Origin of the sequence: Flavobacterium sp. Root901 (assembly GCF_001429765.1) — a bacterium.
Taxonomy (GTDB): Bacteria; Bacteroidota; Bacteroidia; order Flavobacteriales; family Flavobacteriaceae; genus Flavobacterium.
In genome coordinates, this window is record NZ_LMJB01000005.1 from 1,009,221 (window position 1) to 1,030,835 (window position 21,615).

Consider the following 21,615-nt stretch of genomic DNA (forward strand, 5'->3'; position numbering starts at 1 on the left):
CTGTCGGTATGTTTATATTTGTTATACAAACCACAAAACTACTATCTATGAAAACCACATTTAAATATCTAAGCAGATTTTCCGTATTGATTTTTTCTGCGATGTTTTTATTAAGTTCCTGCAGTAAAAAAGAAGATGCTTTTATAAACCGAAAAATCTCTTTTAATGCGGACTGGAGTTTTCATTTAAATGATAGTATAACAGATAAAGATACGATTGGAACTTCAACCAAATGGAGAACTTTAGATGTACCGCATGATTGGAGCATCGAAGGTAAATTTGATAAAAAAAGTCCGGCAGGATATGGAGGCGGATCATTAAACGGAGGTTTAGGATGGTATAAAAAAACATTTAAAATCTCAAAAGAAGATATAAATAAAACAATATCAATCGCATTCGACGGCGTTTATAAAAACAGCGAAGTCTGGATAAACGGGCATTATTTAGGAAAACGCCCAAACGGATATATTGGCTTTCAATATGAGATTTCTCCATATTTAAATTATGGTGAAAAAACCAACGAAATAATTGTAAAGGTTGACAATTCAAAACAACCTAACTCACGCTGGTATTCTGGATCAGGGATTTTTAGAAATGTCTGGTTAGAAACCACAGATAAACTACACGTTTCAAAATGGGGAACTTATATCACTACCTCAAAAATTACGACTGAAAATGCTCAAATGAATATTGAAACCCAAATCGAAAATCAATATTCAGAATCAAAAAAAGCAACTATTACAACTACTATTTTTAAAGAAGATTCCAAAGTAACCTCTGTTACCCAAAATATTACAATTGGTGCAAAGGCTAATCAAACAATAAAGCAATTAACCGAAATTGAAAATCCAGTTTTATGGTCGGTTGAACATCCGGAATTGTATACAGCAGTTACCGAAATTTCGCTTGACGATAAAATATTAAATCAATACAAAACCACTTTCGGAATCCGGGATTTTAAATTTGACCTGAACAAAGGGTTTATTTTAAACGGAAAGCAGGTTAAAATAAAAGGAGTCTGCATGCATCATGATTTAGGTCCGCTGGGTTCTGCAATCAATACAAGAGCAATCGAACGTCAGTTGGAAATTCTGAAAGAAATGGGTGTAAACGGAATCAGAACTTCTCATAATCCGCCTGCTCCGGAGCTTTTAGATTTATGTGATAAAATGGGTTTTATTGTTATGGATGAAGCTTTTGACATGTGGAAACAAAACAAAACCAAATACGATTATGCAAATGACTGGGACAAATGGCACCGAAAAGATCTTGTAGATCAATTGCTTCGCGATCGTAATCATCCAAGTATTTTTATATGGAGCATCGGAAATGAAATTCCGGAACAATGGAATGAAACTGGTGTTGAAATTGCAAAAGAATTAGCTGCTATTGTTCGAAAAACAGATAAAACACGACCACTTACAGCAGCGATGAATCCGCCGGTTAATATGAATATCGATGAAGTCACTTTACAATTCGAGAAGAAAAATGTTCAGTTTAATAAAATCGCAGCATCAGGAATTCTGGATTTGATTGGATATAATTATGCCCATCAAACTTATGAATACCATCAAAAGAATTTCCCAAACACACCTTTTATTGCAACCGAAACAACTTCAGGTTTAGAAACACGAGGTTATTATGATGCTGTTTCAGATACTATAAAAAAATGGCCGGTAAGATGGGATCTTAAATTTACAGAAGGAAATCCCGGAAACACTGTTTCAGCTTACGATCAGGTTCAGGCACCTTGGGGTTCAACGCACGAAGCAACCTGGAAAGTGATTAAAAAACATGATTTCCTTTCCGGAATGTACATTTGGACAGGTTTCGATTATATCGGAGAACCAACTCCTTATGAATGGCCGTCGGTAAGTTCGTATTTCGGAATTGTAGATTTAGCCGGTTTCCCAAAAGATGTTTATTATATGTACCAAAGCGAATGGACAGACAAAACTGTTCTGAATGTTTTCCCACATTGGAACTGGAAAGCAGGTCAAACTGTTGACGTTTGGGCATATTATAATAATGCAGATGAAGTGGAACTTTTCCTAAACGGAAAATCAGTTGGAAAAAGAAGCAAAAAAGGAGAAGATTTACACGTAATGTGGAGAATTCCATTTCAGGCCGGAACACTTAAAGCAGTTTCCCGTAAAAACGGAAAAACAGTTTTAGAGAAAGAAATTAAAACAGCAGGAAATCCATCAAAATTAAAATTAACTGCAGATAGAAGTACAATCAAAGCAGATAAAAATGATTTGTCGTTTGTGACCGTAGATATTTTAGACGATAAAGGAACTTTGGTTCCAAATGCCAATAACGAAATTAATTTCTCTTTAAAAGGAAATGGAAAAATTGTCGGAGTCTGCAGCGGCGATCCGGTAAGTCACGAATCATATAAAGGAAATAAACATACAGCTTTGGCAGGAAAATGTTTAGTTATTGTGCAGTCTGGAGATAAAACGGGAAGATTAGAATTGACCGCTAAAGCGAATGGACTAAAACAAGCGACAATTGTAATTACAACAGAATAAATTTTTGAAATTTTAAATATAGCCACAGATTAAAAGGATTAGAAAGATTTTTATGCTCTCGCAGATTTTGCAGATTATTTTCCAAATCTGTGTAAAAAAGATTTAAATCTGGATGATCTGCAAAATCTGCGAGAGAAAAGAAAAAGAAAAATCCTCTCTAATCCTTTTAATCTGTGGCAAAAAATAAAAAAAACTAATGAAAAAATCACATTTAAAAACCTTGTTTTCGATTTGCGCTTTTGGACTTCTTACAGTTCCAAATGCCTCGGCACAAATTCAAAATGCAGATGTATTAAACGCTCCGATAGATATCAGCAAAGATTTTCAGAATTATCTGAACACTTTTTATTTTGCCGATGAACTGGCAACTTTTGATCCTGCAACGGGAAAAGGAACTATAAAATATCTAAGATACAATTACAAAACACGCCAGGCTTTCAACAACATGATGATGAAACCGGATGTGGAAAAAGCAAACGAATTTCCAACAACAGAATATGAAGAATCTCCTGTTTTGCCATTCGAAATTCAGTTTGTTTCTGACAGAACAATCAGAATCAAAACCACTTCCGGACCGCAATTCCATCCTCAAAAAGAATCTTTAATGCTGGTTGACGGCACAGCGCCCAACCATCCTGAATTATGGAAATATTCTAAAATCGAAGGTGGTCACAGTTATACAAGCAAACATGGAAAAGTCGAAATTTTGACTAAACCCTGGCACGTAAAAATCTATGACGAAAACGGTAAATTACTGACAAGTACACTTCACGATACCGATTTTAAAAACTCTTATACACCAACACTTCCGTTCTCGTATGTTCGCAGAAACAGTGATTATTCAAGAAGCATGGGAGCTGCTTTCAGCCTTGAGCCGGATGAAAAAATATTTGGCTGCGGAGAATCATTCACTCAATTCAATAAACGTGGTCAAAAAGTAGTTTTATGGACAGATGATGCAAACGGAATCCAGAATGAAACGATGTATAAGCCTATTCCGTTTTACATGAGCAGCCGCGGTTATGGCGTTTTCATGCATCATTCAACACCTATTACAGTGGACTTCGGAAAGTATTTTGGAAGCGCCAATGAAATGTATATCGGGGATGACGAAGCCGATTTGTTTTTCTTCATCGGAGAACCAAAAGACATTCTGGATCAATACACGAATTTAACCGGAAAAGCAGCAATGCCGCCGCTTTGGTCATTTGGTTTCTGGATGAGCCGGATTACATATTTTTCAGAAAAAGAAGGAAGAGACGTAGCAAGAGATTTGCGCAAATATAAAATCCCGACAGACGTAATTCATTTTGATACAGGTTGGTTTGATGTAGATTGGAGAAACAATTACGAGTTTGCAAAATCCCGTTTTCCCGATGCTTCAAAAATGATGTCAGATTTAAAAGATCAGGGATTTCATGTATGCCTGTGGCAATTGCCTTATTTTACGCCAAAGAATACTTTGTTTCCTGAAATTATGGACAAGAATTTGGCAGTTAGAGACAGAAAAGGAAATCTTCCTTACGAAGATGCGGTTTTAGATTTCTCAAATCCGGAAACTGTAAGCTGGTATCAGGGAAAATTGAAAAAATTATTTGATGAAGGTGTTTCTGTTTTCAAAGTAGATTTTGGAGAAGCCGCACCGCCGGACGGAATTTACCATTCTGGAAGAACAGGTTTTTACGAGCACAATTTATATCCGTTACGTTACAATAAAGCTGTTGCCGAAATCACCCAAAAAGAAAAAGGATATACTTTAATCTGGGCAAGAAGTACTTGGGCAGGATCTCAGCGTTACCCATTGCATTGGGGAGGAGACGCCGAAACGTCAAACGGCGCAATGTCGGCAGAATTACGCGGCGGACTTTCATTAGGATTAAGCGGATTCAGTTTCTGGAGCCATGATGTAGGAGGATTTGCTACAAAATCTCCGGAAAATTTATACAGAAGATGGGCACCATTCGGAATGTTTACTTCACATGTAAGAAGCCACGGCGAGCCTCCGCGCGAACCTTGGTTATACAGCAAAGATTTCTTAGAAGGATTTAGAAAAGCAGATAATATGCGTTACGAATTAATGCCATATATCTACGCTCAGGCAAAAGAAAGTTCTCAAAAAGGTTTACCAATGATGCGTGCCTTATTTGTAGAATTTCCAAACGATCCGGGAGCATGGTTAGTAGACAACGAATATTTATTCGGTTCAAGTATTTTGGTGGCACCGCTTTTTGAAGAAGTTGAAGAAAGAGACGTTTATCTTCCGGAAGGAACATGGATTGATTACCAAACTAAAAAAGTATACCAGTCAGGCTGGCATAAAATTAAAGCAGGTGATGTGCCAATTGTTGTTTTGATAAAAGACGGAACAGCAATTCCTCATATTGGTTTAGCGCAGTCTACAAAAGACATGGATTGGAGCAAATTGACATTAAAAGTATTTGCGAGTGATAAAACAACAGCCGCTTCCGCTAAAGTTTATCTGCCAGACGGTGATGCTTTACAAGAAATAAAAGTGACAAAAAACGGAAACAATTTTGACATAACAGCAAATCCGTTAAACGGAAAAACCACTTTTAAAACAGAATGGGCTAAATAAAGAATTAAAAACCTGCTGATCATTTTTATCCCGTAGGGATTTTACATCGGTAGAAAAGATAAATATCACACATTCTGATTTTGTCCCACCAGGGACTAAACAAATTGGAAACATATAGTCCCTGACGGGACAAATAAACAGGGATTCTTTTTTCTACCGATATAAAATCTCTACGAGATAAGTGAAAATTATAATATTCAAATTCAGCTATGTTTGTTTAAACAAGTGAAACGCCTTTTATAAGGATATAAAAACTATGTTTCTATGTGTTTAAAAAAATAATACAGTATTAAAAATAAGTTTTTGTTGAGTTTTTAAATCGGGTGAAGCTTTTACAACACCCGATTTATTAAAAATGAATAAAGAAAATATCATGAAAAAAAATCTAGTTCTCCCTGCTTTGTTACTTTCAATTGCGATTGGATACAGCCAGAAAAATAAAAATGCCTACGAATTAGCTTCACCAAATGGTCTGAATAAAATAAAATTCGAATTGGTAAAAAATGCTCCAAAATATGCCGTTTCGCACGGAAAAACCGAAGTAATTACGCCGTCTGATATGGGATTTGTATTGAAAGGAAATGAAGATTTAAGTGCCAATTTTGAAATCAAAAATGTCAAAAACATTTCATTTGATGAAACCTGGGAACAGGTTTGGGGAGAAAAGAAAAATATTAGAAATCACTACAATCAGTTAGTAGTCGATTTAGAGCAAAAAACAGGAAACAAACGTAAACTTCAAATACAGTTCAGAGCTTTTGATGACGGAGTTGCTTTTCGATATGTTTATCCAAAGCAAAATGTAAAAGACAGTATCTTCATTATGGATGAAAAAACGACTTTCAACCTAAAAGAAGACGGAAAAGCATGGTGGATTCCGGCAAACAGAGAAAACCGTGACGAATATTTATTCAAAGATGCTCCAGTAAGTAAGCTGGACACCGTTTTAACTCCGTTGACAATAGAAAGCAAAAGCGGATTGGCGATAAGTTTTCATGAGGCCAATCTAATTGATTTTGCAAGTATGACTTTGGTTAATACAACCGGAACCCAGTTAAAATCAGATCTTGTGCCTTGGGCAGACGGTGTTAAAGTTCGTGTAAAAGATTCGTTTACTTCTTCCTGGAGAACTATTCAGATAGGAGAAAAACCAACAGACTTAATTACCTCTTATTTGATTTTAAACCTGAATGAACCAAACAAATTAAAAAATACAAACAGCTATTTCAAACCCTACAAATATTTAGGAATCTGGTGGGGAATGCACATTGGAAAATATACTTTTTGGGAAAGCGACAAACAAGGCGCAACTACAAAACATGCTGAAGAATATATTGATTTTACGGCAAAAGAAGGTTTTCATCATTTGTTGATCGAAGGCTGGAACAAAGGCTGGACGCCGGGCTGGTATGAAAACCGCATGCACATGTTTAGTTTTACCCAAAATGCAGACAACTTCGATTTAGAAAAAGTAGTTGAGTATGGAAAGAAAAAGAACATCGAATTAATTGGTTATCACGAAACAGGGTCCAACCTGATCAACTATTTAAAACAAGTTGATGAAGGTTTTGCCTTATACAAAAAACTCGGAATTCATACCGTAAAAATTGGCCACGTTGGTTCTAAGCTAAATATGAAACAAATGCATTTTGGACAGTTTGGAGTAAACTATTTCAGATACATTTTAGAAAAAGCGGCACAATACGATCTTGCCGTTTTATACCATGAGTCTATAAAAGATACCGGAGAACGAAGAACATATCCAAACATGGTTTCGAGAGAAGCAGCGAGAGGACAGGAATACAATGCGTGGAGCGAAGGAAATCCGCCGAATCATTTAAGTATAATTCCATTTACAAGATTACTTTCGGGACCAATGGACTTTACGCCTGGAATTTTTGATGTTGAGGTAAAACAAGGTTATCCGGGAAAAAGAATTCAGGGAACAGTTGGTCAGCAATTAGCCATATATGTAACGACTTATTCTCCAATTCAAATGCTTGCCGATCTTCCTGAAAACTACGAAGGAAAACCAGCACTGCAATTCTTAAAAGACGTTCCGACAGATTGGGAAGATACAAAAGTATTGAATGGCGAAATCGGACAATACATTACAACAGTCCGTAAAGACAGAAACAGTGCCGATTGGTTTTTAGGAAGTATCACAAATGAAAACCCAAGAGAACTTGAAATTTCGCTTTCTTTCTTAGATTCAAATGCAGCATACGAAGCCCAGATTTACGCTGATGCCGAAGGAACAGACCAAAATCATAATCCGGAAGCAGTAGCCATTTCTAAAAAAACAGTAAAAGCATCAGATTCTCTAAAATTGCATTTAGGCGGAGCTGGCGGAACAGCTATTAGATTTAAGAAGTTATAAGTTAAAGGTTAAATGTTAGAAATTACTACGCGTTTGACCATAGAGACGCACTGCAGTGCGTCTAACATAATATTTAGGCAATAAATATTTAGCCACAGATTAAAATGATTAAATAAATTTTTATGTTCTCGCAGATTTAAATCTGCATCATCTGCTAAATCTGCGAGAGAAAAAAGAAAAGAAAAATCCTTTTAATCTGTGGCAAAAAAAATAAAACTATTCTCAAATGAAAAAACTTTTAATAACAGCAATTTTAATCAGTTCAGTCCATTTATTTGGCCAAAGCCGAACAATAAAAGTCGATTTCAATAAAGAAGCCGGAAAAATGAACACAATGTTCAAAGAATGCATCGGTGCGGGAAGAGCAAATGAAGGTTTGCGTGCTGACTGGCAGCAGCAACTGGCATTGGTCAAAAAAGAATGCGATTTCAAATATATCAGAATGCATGGTTTACTAACCGATGACATGGCTGTTTATCGTGAAGACCGAAAAGGAAATCCCGAATACAATTATCAATATGTCGATGTTTTGTTTGATTATATTGTAAGTTTAAAAATGAAGCCATTTGTAGAATTAGGTTTTATGCCGGAAGCTTTGGCAAGCGGAAAAGAAACTATTTTCTGGTGGAGAGGAAATGTCACGCCTCCTAAAGATTATAAAAAATGGGAAGATTTAATTAAAAACCTGACACAGCATTTTACAGAACGTTATGGAGCAGAAGAAGTAAAAACCTGGTATTTTGAAGTTTGGAATGAACCGAATTTATCACCGGGATTCTGGACAGGTACACAAGCCGATTATTTTAAACTGTATGAGTATGCAGCTCGAGGTGTAAAAAGCGTAAACAAAGAATATAAAGTTGGCGGGCCGGCAACAGCAGGAGCAGGCTGGGTTCCCGAAACAATTGATTTTTGTACTAAAAATAATGTTCCTTTAGATTTTATTTCGACACATACTTATGGCGTAAATCAAGGTTATTTGGACGAATTCGGAACTTCCGGAACTGTTTTGAGCCAAGACCAGAATAGTATCAGCGGAGACGTCACTAATTCGCGTAAGCAGATTTCAAATTCAGCTATGCCAAATCTTAAATTGCATTATACAGAATGGAGTTCGTCTTACACTCCGGCAGATCCAATTCACGACAGTTACCATTCGGCAGCGTATATTTTGCAGAAAATAAAACAAGTTGGAAATGCAGCAAACTCAATGTCGTATTGGGTTTTTACGGATATTTTTGAAGAAGCAGGTCCAAGATTTACACCCTTTCACGGTGGTTTTGGATTATTGAATACACAGGGAATTAAAAAACCGGCTTATTTCTCTTATTATTTAATGAATAAATTAGGAGAAACTGAACTTCAAAACACAGACAAATCTTCATGGGCAGGCAAAAATGAAAAAGGCGACATACAACTTTTGTTTTGGGATTTTACCAACACACATCCGGGCGAGAAAGTTTTAAATCAAACGTATTATGTTCAGGATTTACCATCGAAACAAAAAGGCAGTATTAAAATTGAATTAGACAATTTAGCAAAAGGAAAATACAATTTAGAAATCTACAAAGTGGGTTATAAAGTACATGATGTTTATGCCGATTATCTGGCTATGAACAGCCCAAAACAACTGAGTAAGGAACAAGTAAAATTGCTCAAAGAAAAAAATAACGATTGTCTTCTTTCAACAGAAAAAATAAAAATCGATGCAAAAGGAACATTCAACAGAGAAATTGCCATTAACGAAAATGACGTTTATATGTTTAGATTTGTGAAACAGTAAACTAACTATAATCTAAAACCTAAAAAAAACCACAATCAATGAAAAATAAATTTATTTACTTCTCGGCAGCATTGGCAGTGATGCTGTTTGTATCGTGCAAAAATGAAGTACAGAATTCAGATTCTGAATCAGCTCAAAAAGAATATCAGGGAAAAGAAATCGGTTCAGAACATGATGCCGAAATAGATAAATTAATTTCTCAAATGACACTTGAGGAAAAAATAGGAATGCTGCACGGAAACAGTATGTTTGCCAATTCAGGTGTAAAACGTTTAGGAATTCCGGAATTAAAAATGGCAGACGGTCCTCTTGGAGTTCGTGAAGAAATATCCCGTGACAATTGGGCTCCGGCAGGATGGACAAACGATTTTGCAACCTATTATCCGGCGGGAGGAGCTTTGGCCGCAACATGGAATGCAGAAATGGCCCATACTTTTGGAACCAGTTTAGGAGAAGAATTACGTGCAAGAGATAAAGACATGCTGCTTTCGCCGGCAATCAATATGGTAAGAACGCCGCTTGGAGGAAGAACTTACGAATATATGTCTGAAGATCCTTTTTTGAATAAAAAAATCGCAGTTCCTTTAATCGTCGGTTTACAGGAAAAAGATGTAATGGCGTGTGTAAAACATTATGCGGCAAACAATCAGGAAACCAATCGTGATTTTGTCGACGTACAAATTGACGAACGTACGCTTCGTGAAATTTATCTTCCGGCTTTTGAAGCTTCGGTAAAAGAAGCAAAAGCGTACAGTATAATGGGCGCATATAATAAATTCAGAGGAGAATATTTATGCGAGAACGATTATATGCTCAATAAAATCCTGCGTGACGAATGGGGATTTAAAGGTATTGTCGTTTCAGACTGGGCAGCGGTACATTCAACAGCAAAAACACTTAAAAGCGGATTGGATATTGAAATGGGAACACCAAAACCTTTCAATGAATTTTTCTTGGCAGACAAATTGATCGCCGCGGTTAAATCTGGTGAAGTTTCAGAAAAAGAAATTGATTTGCATGTAAAACGTATTTTAAGGGTTTTATTTCAGGTAAAAGCTATGGGCGGCGGCGAACGTGCAAAAGGAAGCATCGCAACCGAAGCACATTATCAGGATGCTTATAAAATAGCTGCAGAAGCAATTGTTTTATTGAAAAATGAAAATAATGCACTTCCGTTAAAATTAGACGGAGTTAAATCGATTGCCGTAATTGGAAATAATGCAGTAAAGAAAAATGCTCTTGGCGGTTTTGGTGCCGGAGTAAAAACAAAAAGAGAAATTACGCCGCTTGAAGGTTTAAAAAACAGACTTCCATCATCCATAAAAATCAATTATGCTGAAGGTTACCTAGAGCGTTATGATGAAAGAAATAAAGGAAATTTAGGAAACATTACTTCAAACGGTCCGGTAACAATTGATGCGCTTGATCCGGTAAAAGTTCAGGAAGCAGTTGATGCTGCTAAAAAATCTGATATCGCGATTATTTTTGCAGGTTCCAACCGCGATTACGAAACAGAAGCATCTGACCGCAGAAACTTAAAATTACCATTTGGGCAGGAAGAACTGATTCAGAAAGTATTGGCTGTTAATCCAAAAACAATTGTAGTTTTTGTTGCCGGAGCACCTTTTGAAATTGAAAATATCAGCAAAAAATCTCAAGCCGTAGTTTGGTCTTGGTTTAACGGTTCTGAAGGAGGAAATGCTTTAGCAGATGTATTATTAGGAAAAGTAAATCCGTCGGGAAAATTACCCTGGACAATACCTAAAGCGATTATGGATTCTCCTGCACACGCCACAAACAGTTTCCCCGGAGGAAAAACAGTAAATTATGCCGAAGGAATTTTGATAGGCTACCGCTGGTTTGATACAAAAAACGTTGCGCCTTTGTATCCTTTTGGTTACGGATTATCATATACTACTTTTGCTTTTGGAAATCCTAAAACAGATAAAACTTCTTATTCAGCAAATGAAACGATCTCAGTTTCTGTTGAAGTAAAAAACACAGGAAAAACTGACGGAAAAGAAGTTGTTCAGTTATACACTTCAAAATCAGATTCTAAAGTGACACGAGCAGCGCAGGAATTAAAAGGATTTGCAAAAGTTTTTGTAAAAGCCGGAGCTTCTCAAACCGTTACGATAAAAGTTCCTGTAAAAGAATTGGCTTATTATAATGTTACGGCCAAAAAATGGACAGTTGAGCCGGGAAAATATGAATTGAAAGTGGGGAATTCTTCAAGAGATTTAAAATTCAAAATTGCTGTAACAATTAAATAAGATGAAAAAAATCGTTAAAACTTATTTTTTAAGTACCCTTTTATGCTTTTCATTTTTAAGTCTTTGGGCTTGCAGTTCAGATAAAGAAGAGGAAAAAGCAGCAGTAAAAATGCTGACAGTCGATACAAATAAAATTGATTTTGTAAGCAAAGGCAGCGAAGCAAACGTAAAAATTACGTCAAATGTTACGGCATGGAGCATCAGTAACTCAAATGCAAACTGGATTCAGTTAAGTCAGGCGGGAGGAACTTCGGGAACTGTTACCGTTAAGATAACAGCAGCAGAAAATACAAGTACAGAAACAAGAACTGCTATAATTACAATTAGTTCAGGCGAAACTTCGTCTGTACAAATTACAGTTAATCAGGCTGCAGGGTCAGTTACAAATTTATATCCGAGTTACAATACAAACCCAGTCCCGGCCGATGCATCCGGAATGGGAAGTACAGCGGCTCAATTGGCATCAAAAATAAAATTAGGCTGGAATATAGGGAATACTTTAGAAGCAACTGGCGGTGAAACTGCATGGGGAAATCCAAAAGTGACCAAAGCACTAATCGATGCTGTAAAAGCAAATGGATTTAATGCGATAAGAATTCCATGTTCGTGGAATCAAAATATGGCAAATGCGGCAACGGCACAAATCAAAACAGAATGGCTGGACAGAGTAAAAGAAGTGGTGCAGTATTGTGTAGACAATGATATGTATGTTGTGGTTAATATTCACTGGGACGGCGGCTGGCTGGAAAATAATATTACCGAAGCCAAAAAAGTAGAAAACAACGCCAAACAAAAAGCCTTTTGGGAACAAATCGCAACACATTTACGCGGGTTTGATGAACATTTACTTTTTGCAAGTGCCAACGAACCAGCGGTTGAAGATGCAGCACAAATGGCAGTTTTAACATCGTATCATCAAACTTTTATTAACGCCGTTCGTTCTACGGGAGGAAAAAATGCTTATCGTACTTTAGTTGTTCAGGGGCCAACAACAGATATTGAAAAAACAAACAAATTAATGACGACTCTGCCAACAGATACTGCAACAGGCAGAATGATGGTTGAGGTTCATTATTATGCTCCGTGGAATTTTGGCGGATTAACCAAAGATGAAACCTGGGGGAAAATGTTCTATTACTGGGGAGCAAATTATCACTCGACAACAGATATAGAACGAAATGCTGCTTATGGCGAAGAAGCCGATCTGGAGAAAAATTTCAAATTAATGAAAACGCAGTTTGTAGATAAAGGAATTCCGGTTTTGTTAGGAGAATTTGGTGCCATTAGAAGAACGACTTTAACCGGAGATGCGTTAACTTTACATTTGGCTTCGAGAGCTTATTATTTAAAAACGGTTGTAAAAACAGCCCGGGCAAATGGATTGTTGCCTTTTTATTGGGATGAGGGAAGCATTGGAAACAATGGTTTTGGAATTTTTAAAAGAAGCGACAATACTGTTTTTGATACTCAGGCTTTAACGGGTTTAAAAGAAGGATTACAGTAAAGTTTTTTTAAAAAACTGTATAAGTGATATAAGATTTTTTAAGTTTTTGATTTTCATTTGCTTAATTTTTCTTATATCACTTGTATAGTTTAAACATTTAAATTTATAAAAAATGAAAAAGTTGATTGTTTTTATTTTGTTGGTATTAAGTGTGATAGCTAATGCAAATGTCAAAATGCCGCTGCTGTTTTCTGACGGAATGGTGCTGCAGCGTAATAAAGCAATTCCAATTTGGGGTTTTGCCGATGCAAATGAAAAAATAGAAGTTCATTTTAACAAACAAATACAAAAAACAACCGCAGATAAAAACGGAAAATGGACTTTAAACCTTAATTCTGAAAAAGCCGGCGGACCTTTCGAATTAATAATCATCGGAAAAAATAAAATTACGATCAAAAATGTTTTGGTTGGTGAAGTATGGATTTGCAGCGGACAATCGAATATGGAATTTCAGGTTTTTAAAACCATCAATGCCGAAAAAGAAATTGCAGATTCAAATTATCCTATGATTCGTCATTTTGGAGTTGCACAGGATTTAAGCGGAAAACCAAAGGACGATTTAAAAGCCGGAAAATGGGAAATGGCAAATAAAGAAACTGTAGGCAATTTTACAGCAGTTGGCTATTATTTCGCGAGAAAATTATATGCAGAATTAAAAATTCCAATCGGGATAATTAATACTTCCTGGGGCGGAACCAACGTTGAAACCTGGACAAGCCGCGAAGCATTTCAAAAAAGTGCTGACTTTAAAAGTATGATTGCGGATGTTCCTTCGCTAAATGTAGATTCGATCTCGAAATTGTACGCCAAAAATATGAAAGAAAGAGTCGAAAAAATTCAGGGAACTCCGGTAAGTACAGAAAATGAAAATACTTTTAAAGATTTCTCATTTAATGATGCTGGCTGGGGAGAATTAAATACACCAAGTTTATGGGAAAATCAGCCTTTAGGTGATTTAGACGGCGTGGTTTGGATGAGAAAAACGATTACACTTTCTGCAGAAGATCTTAAAAACAAAGCAACACTTTATCTTTCAAAAATTGACGATGAAGACCTTACGTATGTAAACGGAATTGAAGTAGGCAAAAACACTCAGTACGATTTAAAACGTGTTTATGAAATACCTTCAGGCATTTTAAAAGAAGGAAAAAATGTAATTGCAGTTAGAATCGTCGACAATGGCGGCGGCGGCGGAATCTACGGAGACGCAGCCGATTTAAAATTAGCTCTCGGAAGTAAAAATATTCCGCTTGACGGAAAATGGAAATTCAAAGTTATTACTGTAAAAACATCTTTGTCACCAAACAGTTATCCGTCGTTGTTGTACAATGCGATGGTAAATCCGCTGGTACCGTATGCGATTCAGGGTGTTTTATGGTATCAGGGAGAAGCCAATGTCTGGAGAGCGAATCAGTACAAAAAAGCGTTTCCTTTAATGATAACAGACTGGCGAACAAAATTTAAACAAGGAGATTTTCCTTTTTACTTTGTTCAGTTATCAACTTTTAACGAATTCAACGGAAACAGTAAAGTGGGAAGCCGCTGGGCAGAACTTCGCGAAGCACAATCTGAAACATTAAAACTGCCCCATACAGGAATGGCGGTTACGACAGATATTGGAAATGCAAAAGACATTCACCCAACCAATAAACAAGATATTGGTTTGCGTTTGGCCGCAATTGCCCTGAATAATATTTATGGAAAAAAACAGGTTTACAGCGGACCAACTTACAAATCGCAGGAAATAAAAGGAAATCAAATCATTTTAACTTTCGACAATATTGGTTCAGGTTTAACAGCTTCAGGCAATTCAGATGATCTAAAAGGTTTTGAAATCGCCGGAGCAGACAAAGTTTTTCATTCCGCGAAAGCGATTATTAAAGGCGATAAAATAATTGTATCAAGCGATCAGGTTCAAAATCCGCTTGCTGTTCATTATGGCTGGGCAGATGATGATACGGAAATTAATCTTTTTAATAAAGAAAAATTTCCGGCATCACCGTTCAGAACTGATAATTGGGAAATGATAACAGAAAATGAAATTTATAAAGTAAGTAAATAAAATTATCTGGGCGTGACCCCGTTGCGTTGAGAGGGCAAACATACTTTGTACGTATTCGCCCTCTCAACGCAACGGGGTCGGGCTATCCGCGCTACTTTGGTAGCCTGCTTCTATCCCTCACGCAAAAACACCGAATGAAACCAAAACAACCACCTATGAATTCAAACCTCATAAAAACATTTTTCGTTTTACTTTTCACATCTTATGGTACAAACATTTCGGCACAATCGAAAAATGTTTTATGGTACAACAAACCCGCCGAATTTTTTGAGGAAAGTTTGGTTTTAGGAAATGGAAAAATGGGCGCGACGGTATTTGGCGGTGCAAACGCAGATAAAATTTATCTAAATGATATTACGCTTTGGTCAGGAGAACCTGTAAATGCCAATATGAGTCCCGAAGCTTATAAAAATATCCCTGCAGTTAGAGAAGCATTAAAAAATGAAAACTACAAACTGGCCGAAGAATTAAACAAGAAAATCCAGGGAAAAAACTCCGAATCGTATGCGCCTTTAGGAACTTTGGAAATCAATAATTCTGAAAAAGGAAAAGCAGTAAATTATCACAGAGAACTTGATATTTCGAACGCCGTGTCAAAAGTAAGTTATGAAATGGCCGGTATAAAATACACCCGCGAATATTTTGTGTCGGCACCGGATCAAATTATGGTAATCAAACTCACAGCCGATCAAAAAGGAGCTTTAAACTTTGATATTAATTTAAAAAGCCTTTTAAAATCTGAGGTTTCTGTAAGAAATAATATTTTGGTCATGACCGGTTCTTCACCCATCCATGAAAATGCAGGATATACCGTTTCTCCAAAATATTTAAACATACAGGAAAGAGGAACAAAATTTACAGCGTTAGTTCAAATCAAAAAAACCGATGGAAAAATTACAAGTTCCAGAGAATCTTTAACTCTAAAAGATGCGACAGAAGCAGTTATTTATATTTCGACCGCGACAAGTTTTAATGGTTTTGACAAAAATCCTGCAAATGAAGGCCCGGACGATGTAGCAATTGCACTGCAAAACCTGAATAAGACATTAGTAAAACCTTTCGATAAATTAAAAGAAAATCACATTGCCGATTATCAAAAATTCTACAATCGCGTCACTTTAGATTTAGGAAAAACAACAGCACCGGATTTACCAACAAACGAACGTTTACTACGGTACGCCGACGGAAAAGAAGATAAAAACCTGGAAATTCTTTATTTTAATTACGGACGTTATTTATTAATCAGTTCATCCAGAACTTTGGGCGTTCCGGCGAATTTACAAGGAATTTGGAATCCGTATTTGAATCCGCCCTGGAGCAGTAATTATACCATGAATATCAACCTGGAAGAAAATTACTGGCTGGCAGAAAACACCAATCTTTCAGAAATGCATCTGCCGCTTTTGAGTTTTATAAAAAATCTTTCGATAACCGGAAAAATAACAGCAAAGACTTTTTATGGCGTAAACGAAGGCTGGGCTGCAGCACACAATTCTGATATTTGGGCAATGACCAATCCCGTTGGTCAATTTGGAAAAGAAGATCCAATGTGGGCCTGCTGGCCAATGGCGGGAGCATGGCTGAGCACACATATTTGGGAACATTATATTTTTACTAAGGATTTAACCTATTTAAAAAAAGAAGGGTATCCGTTGATGAAAGGTGCAGCCGAATTTTGCCTTGGCTGGATGGTAACAGATAAAAATGGAAACTTCATCACGTCACCATCAACTTCTCCGGAAAACCAATACAAATTATCCGATGGTTTTGTCGGCGCGACATTCTATGGCGGAACTGCTGATCTGGCGATGATTCGCGAATGTTTTGATAAAACGATAAAAGCGTCAAAAGTTTTAAATATTGATACTGCGTTCCGAACAAAATTAGAAACAGCACTTTCAAAACTTCATCCGTATCAAATCGGAAAAAAGGGCAATTTGCAGGAATGGTATTTTGATTGGGATGATAATGATCCGAAACATCGGCATCAATCACAATTATTCGGGCTTTTTCCTGGCAATCATATTACGCCGTCAAAAACGCCCGATTTGGCAAATGCAGCGAAACAAACTTTGGAAATAAAAGGTGACGAAACAACGGGCTGGTCAAAAGGCTGGAGAATTAATCTCTGGGCAAGACTTTGGGACGGAAATCGTGCTTATAAAATGTTTCGTGAACTCCTTCGTTATGTTGATCCGGACGGAAAGAAAACAGAACAGCCAAGAAGAGGCGGGGGAACTTATCCGAATTTATTCGATGCGCACCCGCCATTTCAAATTGATGGTAATTTTGGAGGCGCGGCAGCTGTTGCAGAAATACTTGTTCAGTCAGACGAAAACGAAATACGGTTACTGCCGGCTTTACCAGACGCCTGGGAAGAAGGTTCTGTAAAAGGAATTTGTGCCAGAGGCGGGTTTGATATTGAAATGAACTGGAGTAATAAAAAACCGCAAAAAGTAATTATTTCTTCTAAAACTGGAGGAAAAACAACTCTGATTTTCGGCGATAAAAAACAGGAGATTGTTTTGAAAAAAGGAGAGAATTTAGAGGTGAAATTCTAAGTTTATTTTGAAAATGAATCTCATCCTGAGCGAAGTCGAAGGCTCGTTTACCTATAGGACTTCGACTTCACTCAACCTGACGAACTTTATAGTAAACCCGACAGGTTTAAAAAATCTGTCGGGTTTACTATGCGAATTATTCTTTTTCTGCGGGTTTTTCTTTTTCTTCTGATTTCTCAGCTTCTTTTTCTTTAAAGTTTTCGTACCATTTTTCAATAGAAGGATAAACAAAAGCTGCAACTTTCTTAATCGGATTATAAAAAATAGATTGATCTAAAGTTTCTTTTTTAGCTAAAGTATTATCGAAATTTATTTTTTCGAACAAAGCAATAAAAATGCTTAAAATAAGAATCGATTTTAAAACTCTGAAAAAACCGCCGCCTAGTTTATTTGCCCATCCTAAAAAGGCCAAATCTGCGATTCCGGTTAAAATTTTCGCAAGAAAATAAACACCAATTACTACCAGAATAAAAGTTAAAATAAAAGCAGTTACCTGAATCGTATTTGGATTCCACGAAACATGTTTTCCTATTATTTCTTTCATGAAAGAAGAAAATTTAATTGCCAGATAAATTCCTAACAGCAGTGAAATAAAAGAAGCAACCTCTACAAAAAGGCCGTTTTTAATTCCTTTATATAAACTATAAACTAACAGTGCGGTAACAAGTATGTCAAAAAAACTCATGTTTTGGTTTGGTGTTTAATGAGGCGCAAAGATATAGTTTTTTTAAGGTTCATCGGTTAGAGCTGCAAAGGTTCAGAGGTTTTTTAATCCTGATTTATTTTATGTATTTAATTTTTTTAAGCGCAATGAATTTGAACTATGTATCTTTGCAAATCAAATTTTAGAGTTAGATTGCAATTCTGCCTACTTCAGAATTAATTTTTTAAAATCAGCAATCTAAAATCTACTATCAAAAATCATAAATTAAAATGTCCAGAGATATACAACTAAAAGAGCGATGGGAAAAGCTCGTCGATATACTTTCAAATCAGTTTTCGCAAGGCGAAGATTTAGATTTGGATGCTATAATTTACCTAATTGGAGTTCAGGAACTCGGAAAAGTGCACCGTCAGTTTAAAAAAGATGAAAAATTAAATTTAATGCATATTGCCATCTGCAGGTTATTGGAACCTTACGGGTATTATGAATTTGACTTTTTTGACAGCGAAGGCTGGCCGCATTATAAAATAAAAGAAGAATTACCGCCGTTAAAAGCAGGAGAGCAATCGGTTTTAATGAAAGAAGCCATTGTAAATTATTTTTTAGAAAGAAAACTTATTGAGTAGTTTTTTTAATTGCAGTCAGAGTCACACTTTTTAGTTTTTATGTTTAATATTCTGAAAACTGTGACTCTGACTGATGACTTTCAACTAAAAACACTAAATTTGTATTCTCAATTATTGAAGGAAAATGATAGATAAGATAAAACAGCATATAGAGGAAGCTAAAGCCTTTAATGAGAAAAATAAAGAATCTTTAGAGCAATTCCGTATTAAATATTTAGGCAGTAAAGGTTTAGTAAGAGAACTTTTTAATGAGTTTAAAAATATTCCAAACGACCAGAAAAAGGATTTTGGATTAGTTATGAATACCTTAAAAACTGCTGCAGAAGAAAAGGTAAAAGCGATTCAGGAAGAGCTTGAAAGCAAAGAAGAAACAAAAGGGGTTTTTGGCGATTTAACAAGATCAGCAGAACCGGTACTTATTGGATCACGCCACCCTATTTCTATTGTTAAAAATCAGATTATAGATATTTTTGCCAATATCGGATTCAACGTTTCTGAAGGACCGGAAATTGAAGACGACTGGCACAACTTTACGGCATTAAACTTACCGGAATATCATCCGGCGCGTGATATGCAGGATACTTTTTTCATTCAGACCAATCCGGATGTTTTACTGCGCACGCATACATCATCTGTTCAGGTTCGTTATATGGAAAATCATAAACCGCCAATTCGAACCATTTCTCCGGGAAGAGTGTTCCGTAACGAAGCAATTTCCTCACGTTCGCACTGTATTTTCCATCAGGTTGAAGGGTTGTATATTGACAAAGATGTGTCTTTTGCCGATTTGAAACAGACATTACTTTATTTTACAAAAGAAATGTTCGGAAAATCTAAGATTCGTCTTCGTCCGTCTTATTTCCCTTTTACAGAACCAAGTGCAGAAATTGATATTTATTGGGGTTTAAAAACAGAAACCGATTACCGTATTACAAAAGGAACGGGCTGGTTAGAAATTGGAGGCTGCGGAATGGTTGATCCAAACGTTTTAAAAAACTGTGATATCAATCCTGACGAATTTAACGGTTTTGCCTTTGGAATGGGAGTAGAGCGTATCGCGATGCTTTTATACCAAATTGGTGATATTCGTATGTTTTACGAAAATGATGTTCGTTTTTTAGAGCAGTTTAAAGCAAATATATAATTTAAGTCCCAAAGTCATAAAGTCGAAAGTTAAAAGTCCCAAAATATGGCTTTTGATTTTCGGCTTTATGACTTTTGACTTTAAAACTTTTGACTAATATGAAAAAAGATATAGTAATTCCGGAAGTCAAAAATGTGTTTCTTGCTGCAGTGCAGGAATGGAGCGACGATTTTATGGAAAAAGTTTGGTACGCTTATTTAGTAAACGACAGCGATTTTAATTTAGACAGCGTAATGGTTGTTTCTAAAGCTTTTGGAACAATTGATGGCGAAATGAAAAAAACTTCGATTTTACGCCACGCATTTGTTGAAGTTCCGGCTGTTTCTGTTGTAAAAATCGAAATGGTCGAAAAAAGTCTTTTAGTTTTAAATAATGAATTCATGGTGACTTTCTTCATCGGAAATACTTTATACGACAAGAAATTTATTTTCAAATCAAACTTAATTAACGAAAATAACACGGAAGAAGTGCCAATTTTATTTGTGGATGGCGTAATGGTGAAGTAAAATATTCGCAAATCCTGCAAGGTTTTTAAAAAATATAAAGTCCTGCGAGAATAAAAAAGTCCGTTTCTAAAATTTAGAAATGGACTTTTTTATTCTCAAGATATAGAAATTATATTTTATTCAATACAGTAAAAAAATACTTGTCAATTTTTCGGTTGCCGCTATAATGATTTGCAAAATATATTTGCATTAAATAAATTATTATGATGCGAAGATTTGAAGAGTTTAAGAAATTACATTACAATGAAATTCCTTTTTTATTAGGAAATGTGTGGAATGTGCCAACTGCCGTGCAATATGAAAAATTAGGCTTTAAAGCTATTGGAACTTCAAGCGCTGCAATTGCTTCTGAATTGGGATATGAAGATGGTGAAAATATGTCATTTGAAGAATATTTTTTTATGATAAAAAGAATAACATCTGCTGTTAAAATTCCTCTTTCGGTTGATTTAGAAGCTGGTTACGGAAACACAGCGGAAGAAATTATTTCCAACATTGTCAAATTACATGAGATTGGAATAGTGGGAATTAATCTGGAAGATTCAGTTGTAAATAACGGAATTAGAAATTTAAAAAATACAGTTGAATTTGCTGAAAAAGTAAAAACAATTGTCGAAGGATTGACAAAAAGAAATATCGCTATATTCATAAATATTCGTTGTGATGTTTTTCTTTTAAATTTAGAAAATGCTTTAGAAGAAGCAAAACAGAGAATAAAGATTTATGAAAGTTGCGGTATAGATGGTATTTTTCTGCCGTGTATTACCAATGAAAATGACATTAAAGAAATAGCAGTATTTACAAAACTCCCGTTAAATGTAATGTGTATGCCAAATCTTCCAAATTTTAAGGTTTTGAATATGCTGGGTGTAAAACGTATCAGTATGGGAAATTTTTTAAATAACTATCTTAATTCCCAGTTTGAGAAATTAACAAAAAGAGTATTAGAGGAAAATAGTTTTGTTTCAATTTTTGAATAATT

At 35.8% G+C, this 21,615-nt stretch carries 13 protein-coding genes; 12 read left to right on the forward strand and 1 reads right to left on the reverse strand.

Going from position 1 to position 21,615, the window contains the following annotated elements:
* The first annotated feature begins 47 nt into the window (after positions 1 to 47).
* From ASE21_RS08075 to ASE21_RS08110, 8 genes are all read left to right on the forward strand, one after another.
* Positions 48 to 2,534, forward strand: coding sequence for a glycoside hydrolase family 2 TIM barrel-domain containing protein (locus tag ASE21_RS08075; protein WP_057122090.1), 2,487 nt, complete (start codon positions 48 to 50; stop codon positions 2,532 to 2,534).
* Between the two features lie 196 nt (positions 2,535 to 2,730).
* Positions 2,731 to 5,130, forward strand: a complete 2,400-nt coding sequence (locus ASE21_RS08080) for an alpha-xylosidase (RefSeq protein WP_057122091.1) — start codon at positions 2,731 to 2,733, stop codon at positions 5,128 to 5,130.
* A gap of 373 nt (positions 5,131 to 5,503) precedes the next feature.
* Positions 5,504 to 7,510, forward strand: a complete 2,007-nt coding sequence (locus ASE21_RS08085; protein WP_057122363.1) for a glycoside hydrolase family 97 protein — start codon at positions 5,504 to 5,506, stop codon at positions 7,508 to 7,510.
* A 226-nt stretch (positions 7,511 to 7,736) separates the two neighbouring features.
* A complete protein-coding gene (locus ASE21_RS08090) occupies positions 7,737 to 9,293 on the forward strand; it encodes a GH39 family glycosyl hydrolase (RefSeq protein ID WP_057122092.1) in 1,557 nt (518 codons plus the stop codon).
* Between the two features lie 38 nt (positions 9,294 to 9,331).
* On the forward strand, positions 9,332 to 11,566 hold the full coding sequence (locus ASE21_RS08095) for a glycoside hydrolase family 3 C-terminal domain-containing protein (protein ID WP_057122093.1): 2,235 nt from the start codon (positions 9,332 to 9,334) through the stop codon (positions 11,564 to 11,566).
* 1 nt (position 11,567) lies between these two features.
* Positions 11,568 to 13,070, forward strand: coding sequence for a cellulase family glycosylhydrolase (locus tag ASE21_RS08100; protein WP_082603450.1), 1,503 nt, complete (start codon positions 11,568 to 11,570; stop codon positions 13,068 to 13,070).
* 112 nt (positions 13,071 to 13,182) lie between these two features.
* The gene (locus tag ASE21_RS08105) at positions 13,183 to 15,132 is read left to right on the forward strand and encodes a sialate O-acetylesterase (RefSeq protein WP_057122094.1); all 1,950 of its coding nucleotides are present in this window, start codon (positions 13,183 to 13,185) and stop codon (positions 15,130 to 15,132) included.
* Positions 15,133 to 15,287: 155 nt separating this feature from the next.
* A complete protein-coding gene (locus ASE21_RS08110) occupies positions 15,288 to 17,693 on the forward strand; it encodes a glycosyl hydrolase family 95 catalytic domain-containing protein (protein ID WP_057122365.1) in 2,406 nt (801 codons plus the stop codon).
* 136 nt (positions 17,694 to 17,829) lie between these two features.
* Here the strand turns inward: ASE21_RS08110 and ASE21_RS08115 are convergent, their stop codons facing one another.
* Positions 17,830 to 18,378: a CvpA family protein gene (locus ASE21_RS08115; protein ID WP_057122095.1), complete on the reverse strand. Its 549-nt coding sequence runs from the start codon at positions 18,376 to 18,378 to the stop codon at positions 17,830 to 17,832.
* A gap of 248 nt (positions 18,379 to 18,626) precedes the next feature.
* On the opposite strand from ASE21_RS08115, the gene ASE21_RS08120 reads away from it, so the two are divergent.
* The 4 genes from ASE21_RS08120 (at position 18,627) to ASE21_RS08135 (ending at position 21,613) form a co-directional block, all read left to right on the forward strand.
* Entirely contained in the window at positions 18,627 to 18,983 is a 357-nt protein-coding gene (locus ASE21_RS08120) for a hypothetical protein (protein WP_057122096.1), read from the forward strand.
* Positions 18,984 to 19,107: 124 nt separating this feature from the next.
* A complete protein-coding gene (pheS, locus tag ASE21_RS08125) occupies positions 19,108 to 20,127 on the forward strand; it encodes a phenylalanine--tRNA ligase subunit alpha (protein ID WP_057122097.1) in 1,020 nt (339 codons plus the stop codon).
* Between the two features lie 98 nt (positions 20,128 to 20,225).
* Positions 20,226 to 20,633, forward strand: a complete 408-nt coding sequence (locus tag ASE21_RS08130) for a hypothetical protein (protein ID WP_057122098.1) — start codon at positions 20,226 to 20,228, stop codon at positions 20,631 to 20,633.
* Between the two features lie 203 nt (positions 20,634 to 20,836).
* Complete coding sequence (locus ASE21_RS08135) at positions 20,837 to 21,613, forward strand: isocitrate lyase/phosphoenolpyruvate mutase family protein (protein ID WP_242410238.1); 777 nt, start codon at positions 20,837 to 20,839, stop codon at positions 21,611 to 21,613.
* The last annotated feature ends 2 nt before the right edge of the window (positions 21,614 to 21,615 follow it).

What these genes read in the sequence shown, in the direction of transcription:
- ASE21_RS08075 (WP_057122090.1), top strand. Translation starts at nt 48, where the DNA reads ATGAAAACCACATTTAAATATCTAAGCAGATTTTCCGTATTGATTTTT.
- ASE21_RS08080 (WP_057122091.1), top strand. Translation starts at nt 2,731, where the DNA reads ATGAAAAAATCACATTTAAAAACCTTGTTTTCGATTTGCGCTTTTGGA.
- ASE21_RS08085 (WP_057122363.1), top strand. Translation starts at nt 5,504, where the DNA reads ATGAAAAAAAATCTAGTTCTCCCTGCTTTGTTACTTTCAATTGCGATT.
- ASE21_RS08090 (WP_057122092.1), top strand. Translation starts at nt 7,737, where the DNA reads ATGAAAAAACTTTTAATAACAGCAATTTTAATCAGTTCAGTCCATTTA.
- ASE21_RS08095 (WP_057122093.1), top strand. Translation starts at nt 9,332, where the DNA reads ATGAAAAATAAATTTATTTACTTCTCGGCAGCATTGGCAGTGATGCTG.
- ASE21_RS08100 (WP_082603450.1), top strand. Translation starts at nt 11,568, where the DNA reads ATGAAAAAAATCGTTAAAACTTATTTTTTAAGTACCCTTTTATGCTTT.
- ASE21_RS08105 (WP_057122094.1), top strand. Translation starts at nt 13,183, where the DNA reads ATGAAAAAGTTGATTGTTTTTATTTTGTTGGTATTAAGTGTGATAGCT.
- ASE21_RS08110 (WP_057122365.1), top strand. Translation starts at nt 15,288, where the DNA reads ATGAATTCAAACCTCATAAAAACATTTTTCGTTTTACTTTTCACATCT.
- ASE21_RS08115 (WP_057122095.1), bottom strand. Translation starts at nt 18,378, where the DNA reads ATGAGTTTTTTTGACATACTTGTTACCGCACTGTTAGTTTATAGTTTA.
- ASE21_RS08120 (WP_057122096.1), top strand. Translation starts at nt 18,627, where the DNA reads ATGTCCAGAGATATACAACTAAAAGAGCGATGGGAAAAGCTCGTCGAT.
- pheS (WP_057122097.1), top strand. Translation starts at nt 19,108, where the DNA reads ATGATAGATAAGATAAAACAGCATATAGAGGAAGCTAAAGCCTTTAAT.
- ASE21_RS08130 (WP_057122098.1), top strand. Translation starts at nt 20,226, where the DNA reads ATGAAAAAAGATATAGTAATTCCGGAAGTCAAAAATGTGTTTCTTGCT.
- ASE21_RS08135 (WP_242410238.1), top strand. Translation starts at nt 20,837, where the DNA reads ATGATGCGAAGATTTGAAGAGTTTAAGAAATTACATTACAATGAAATT.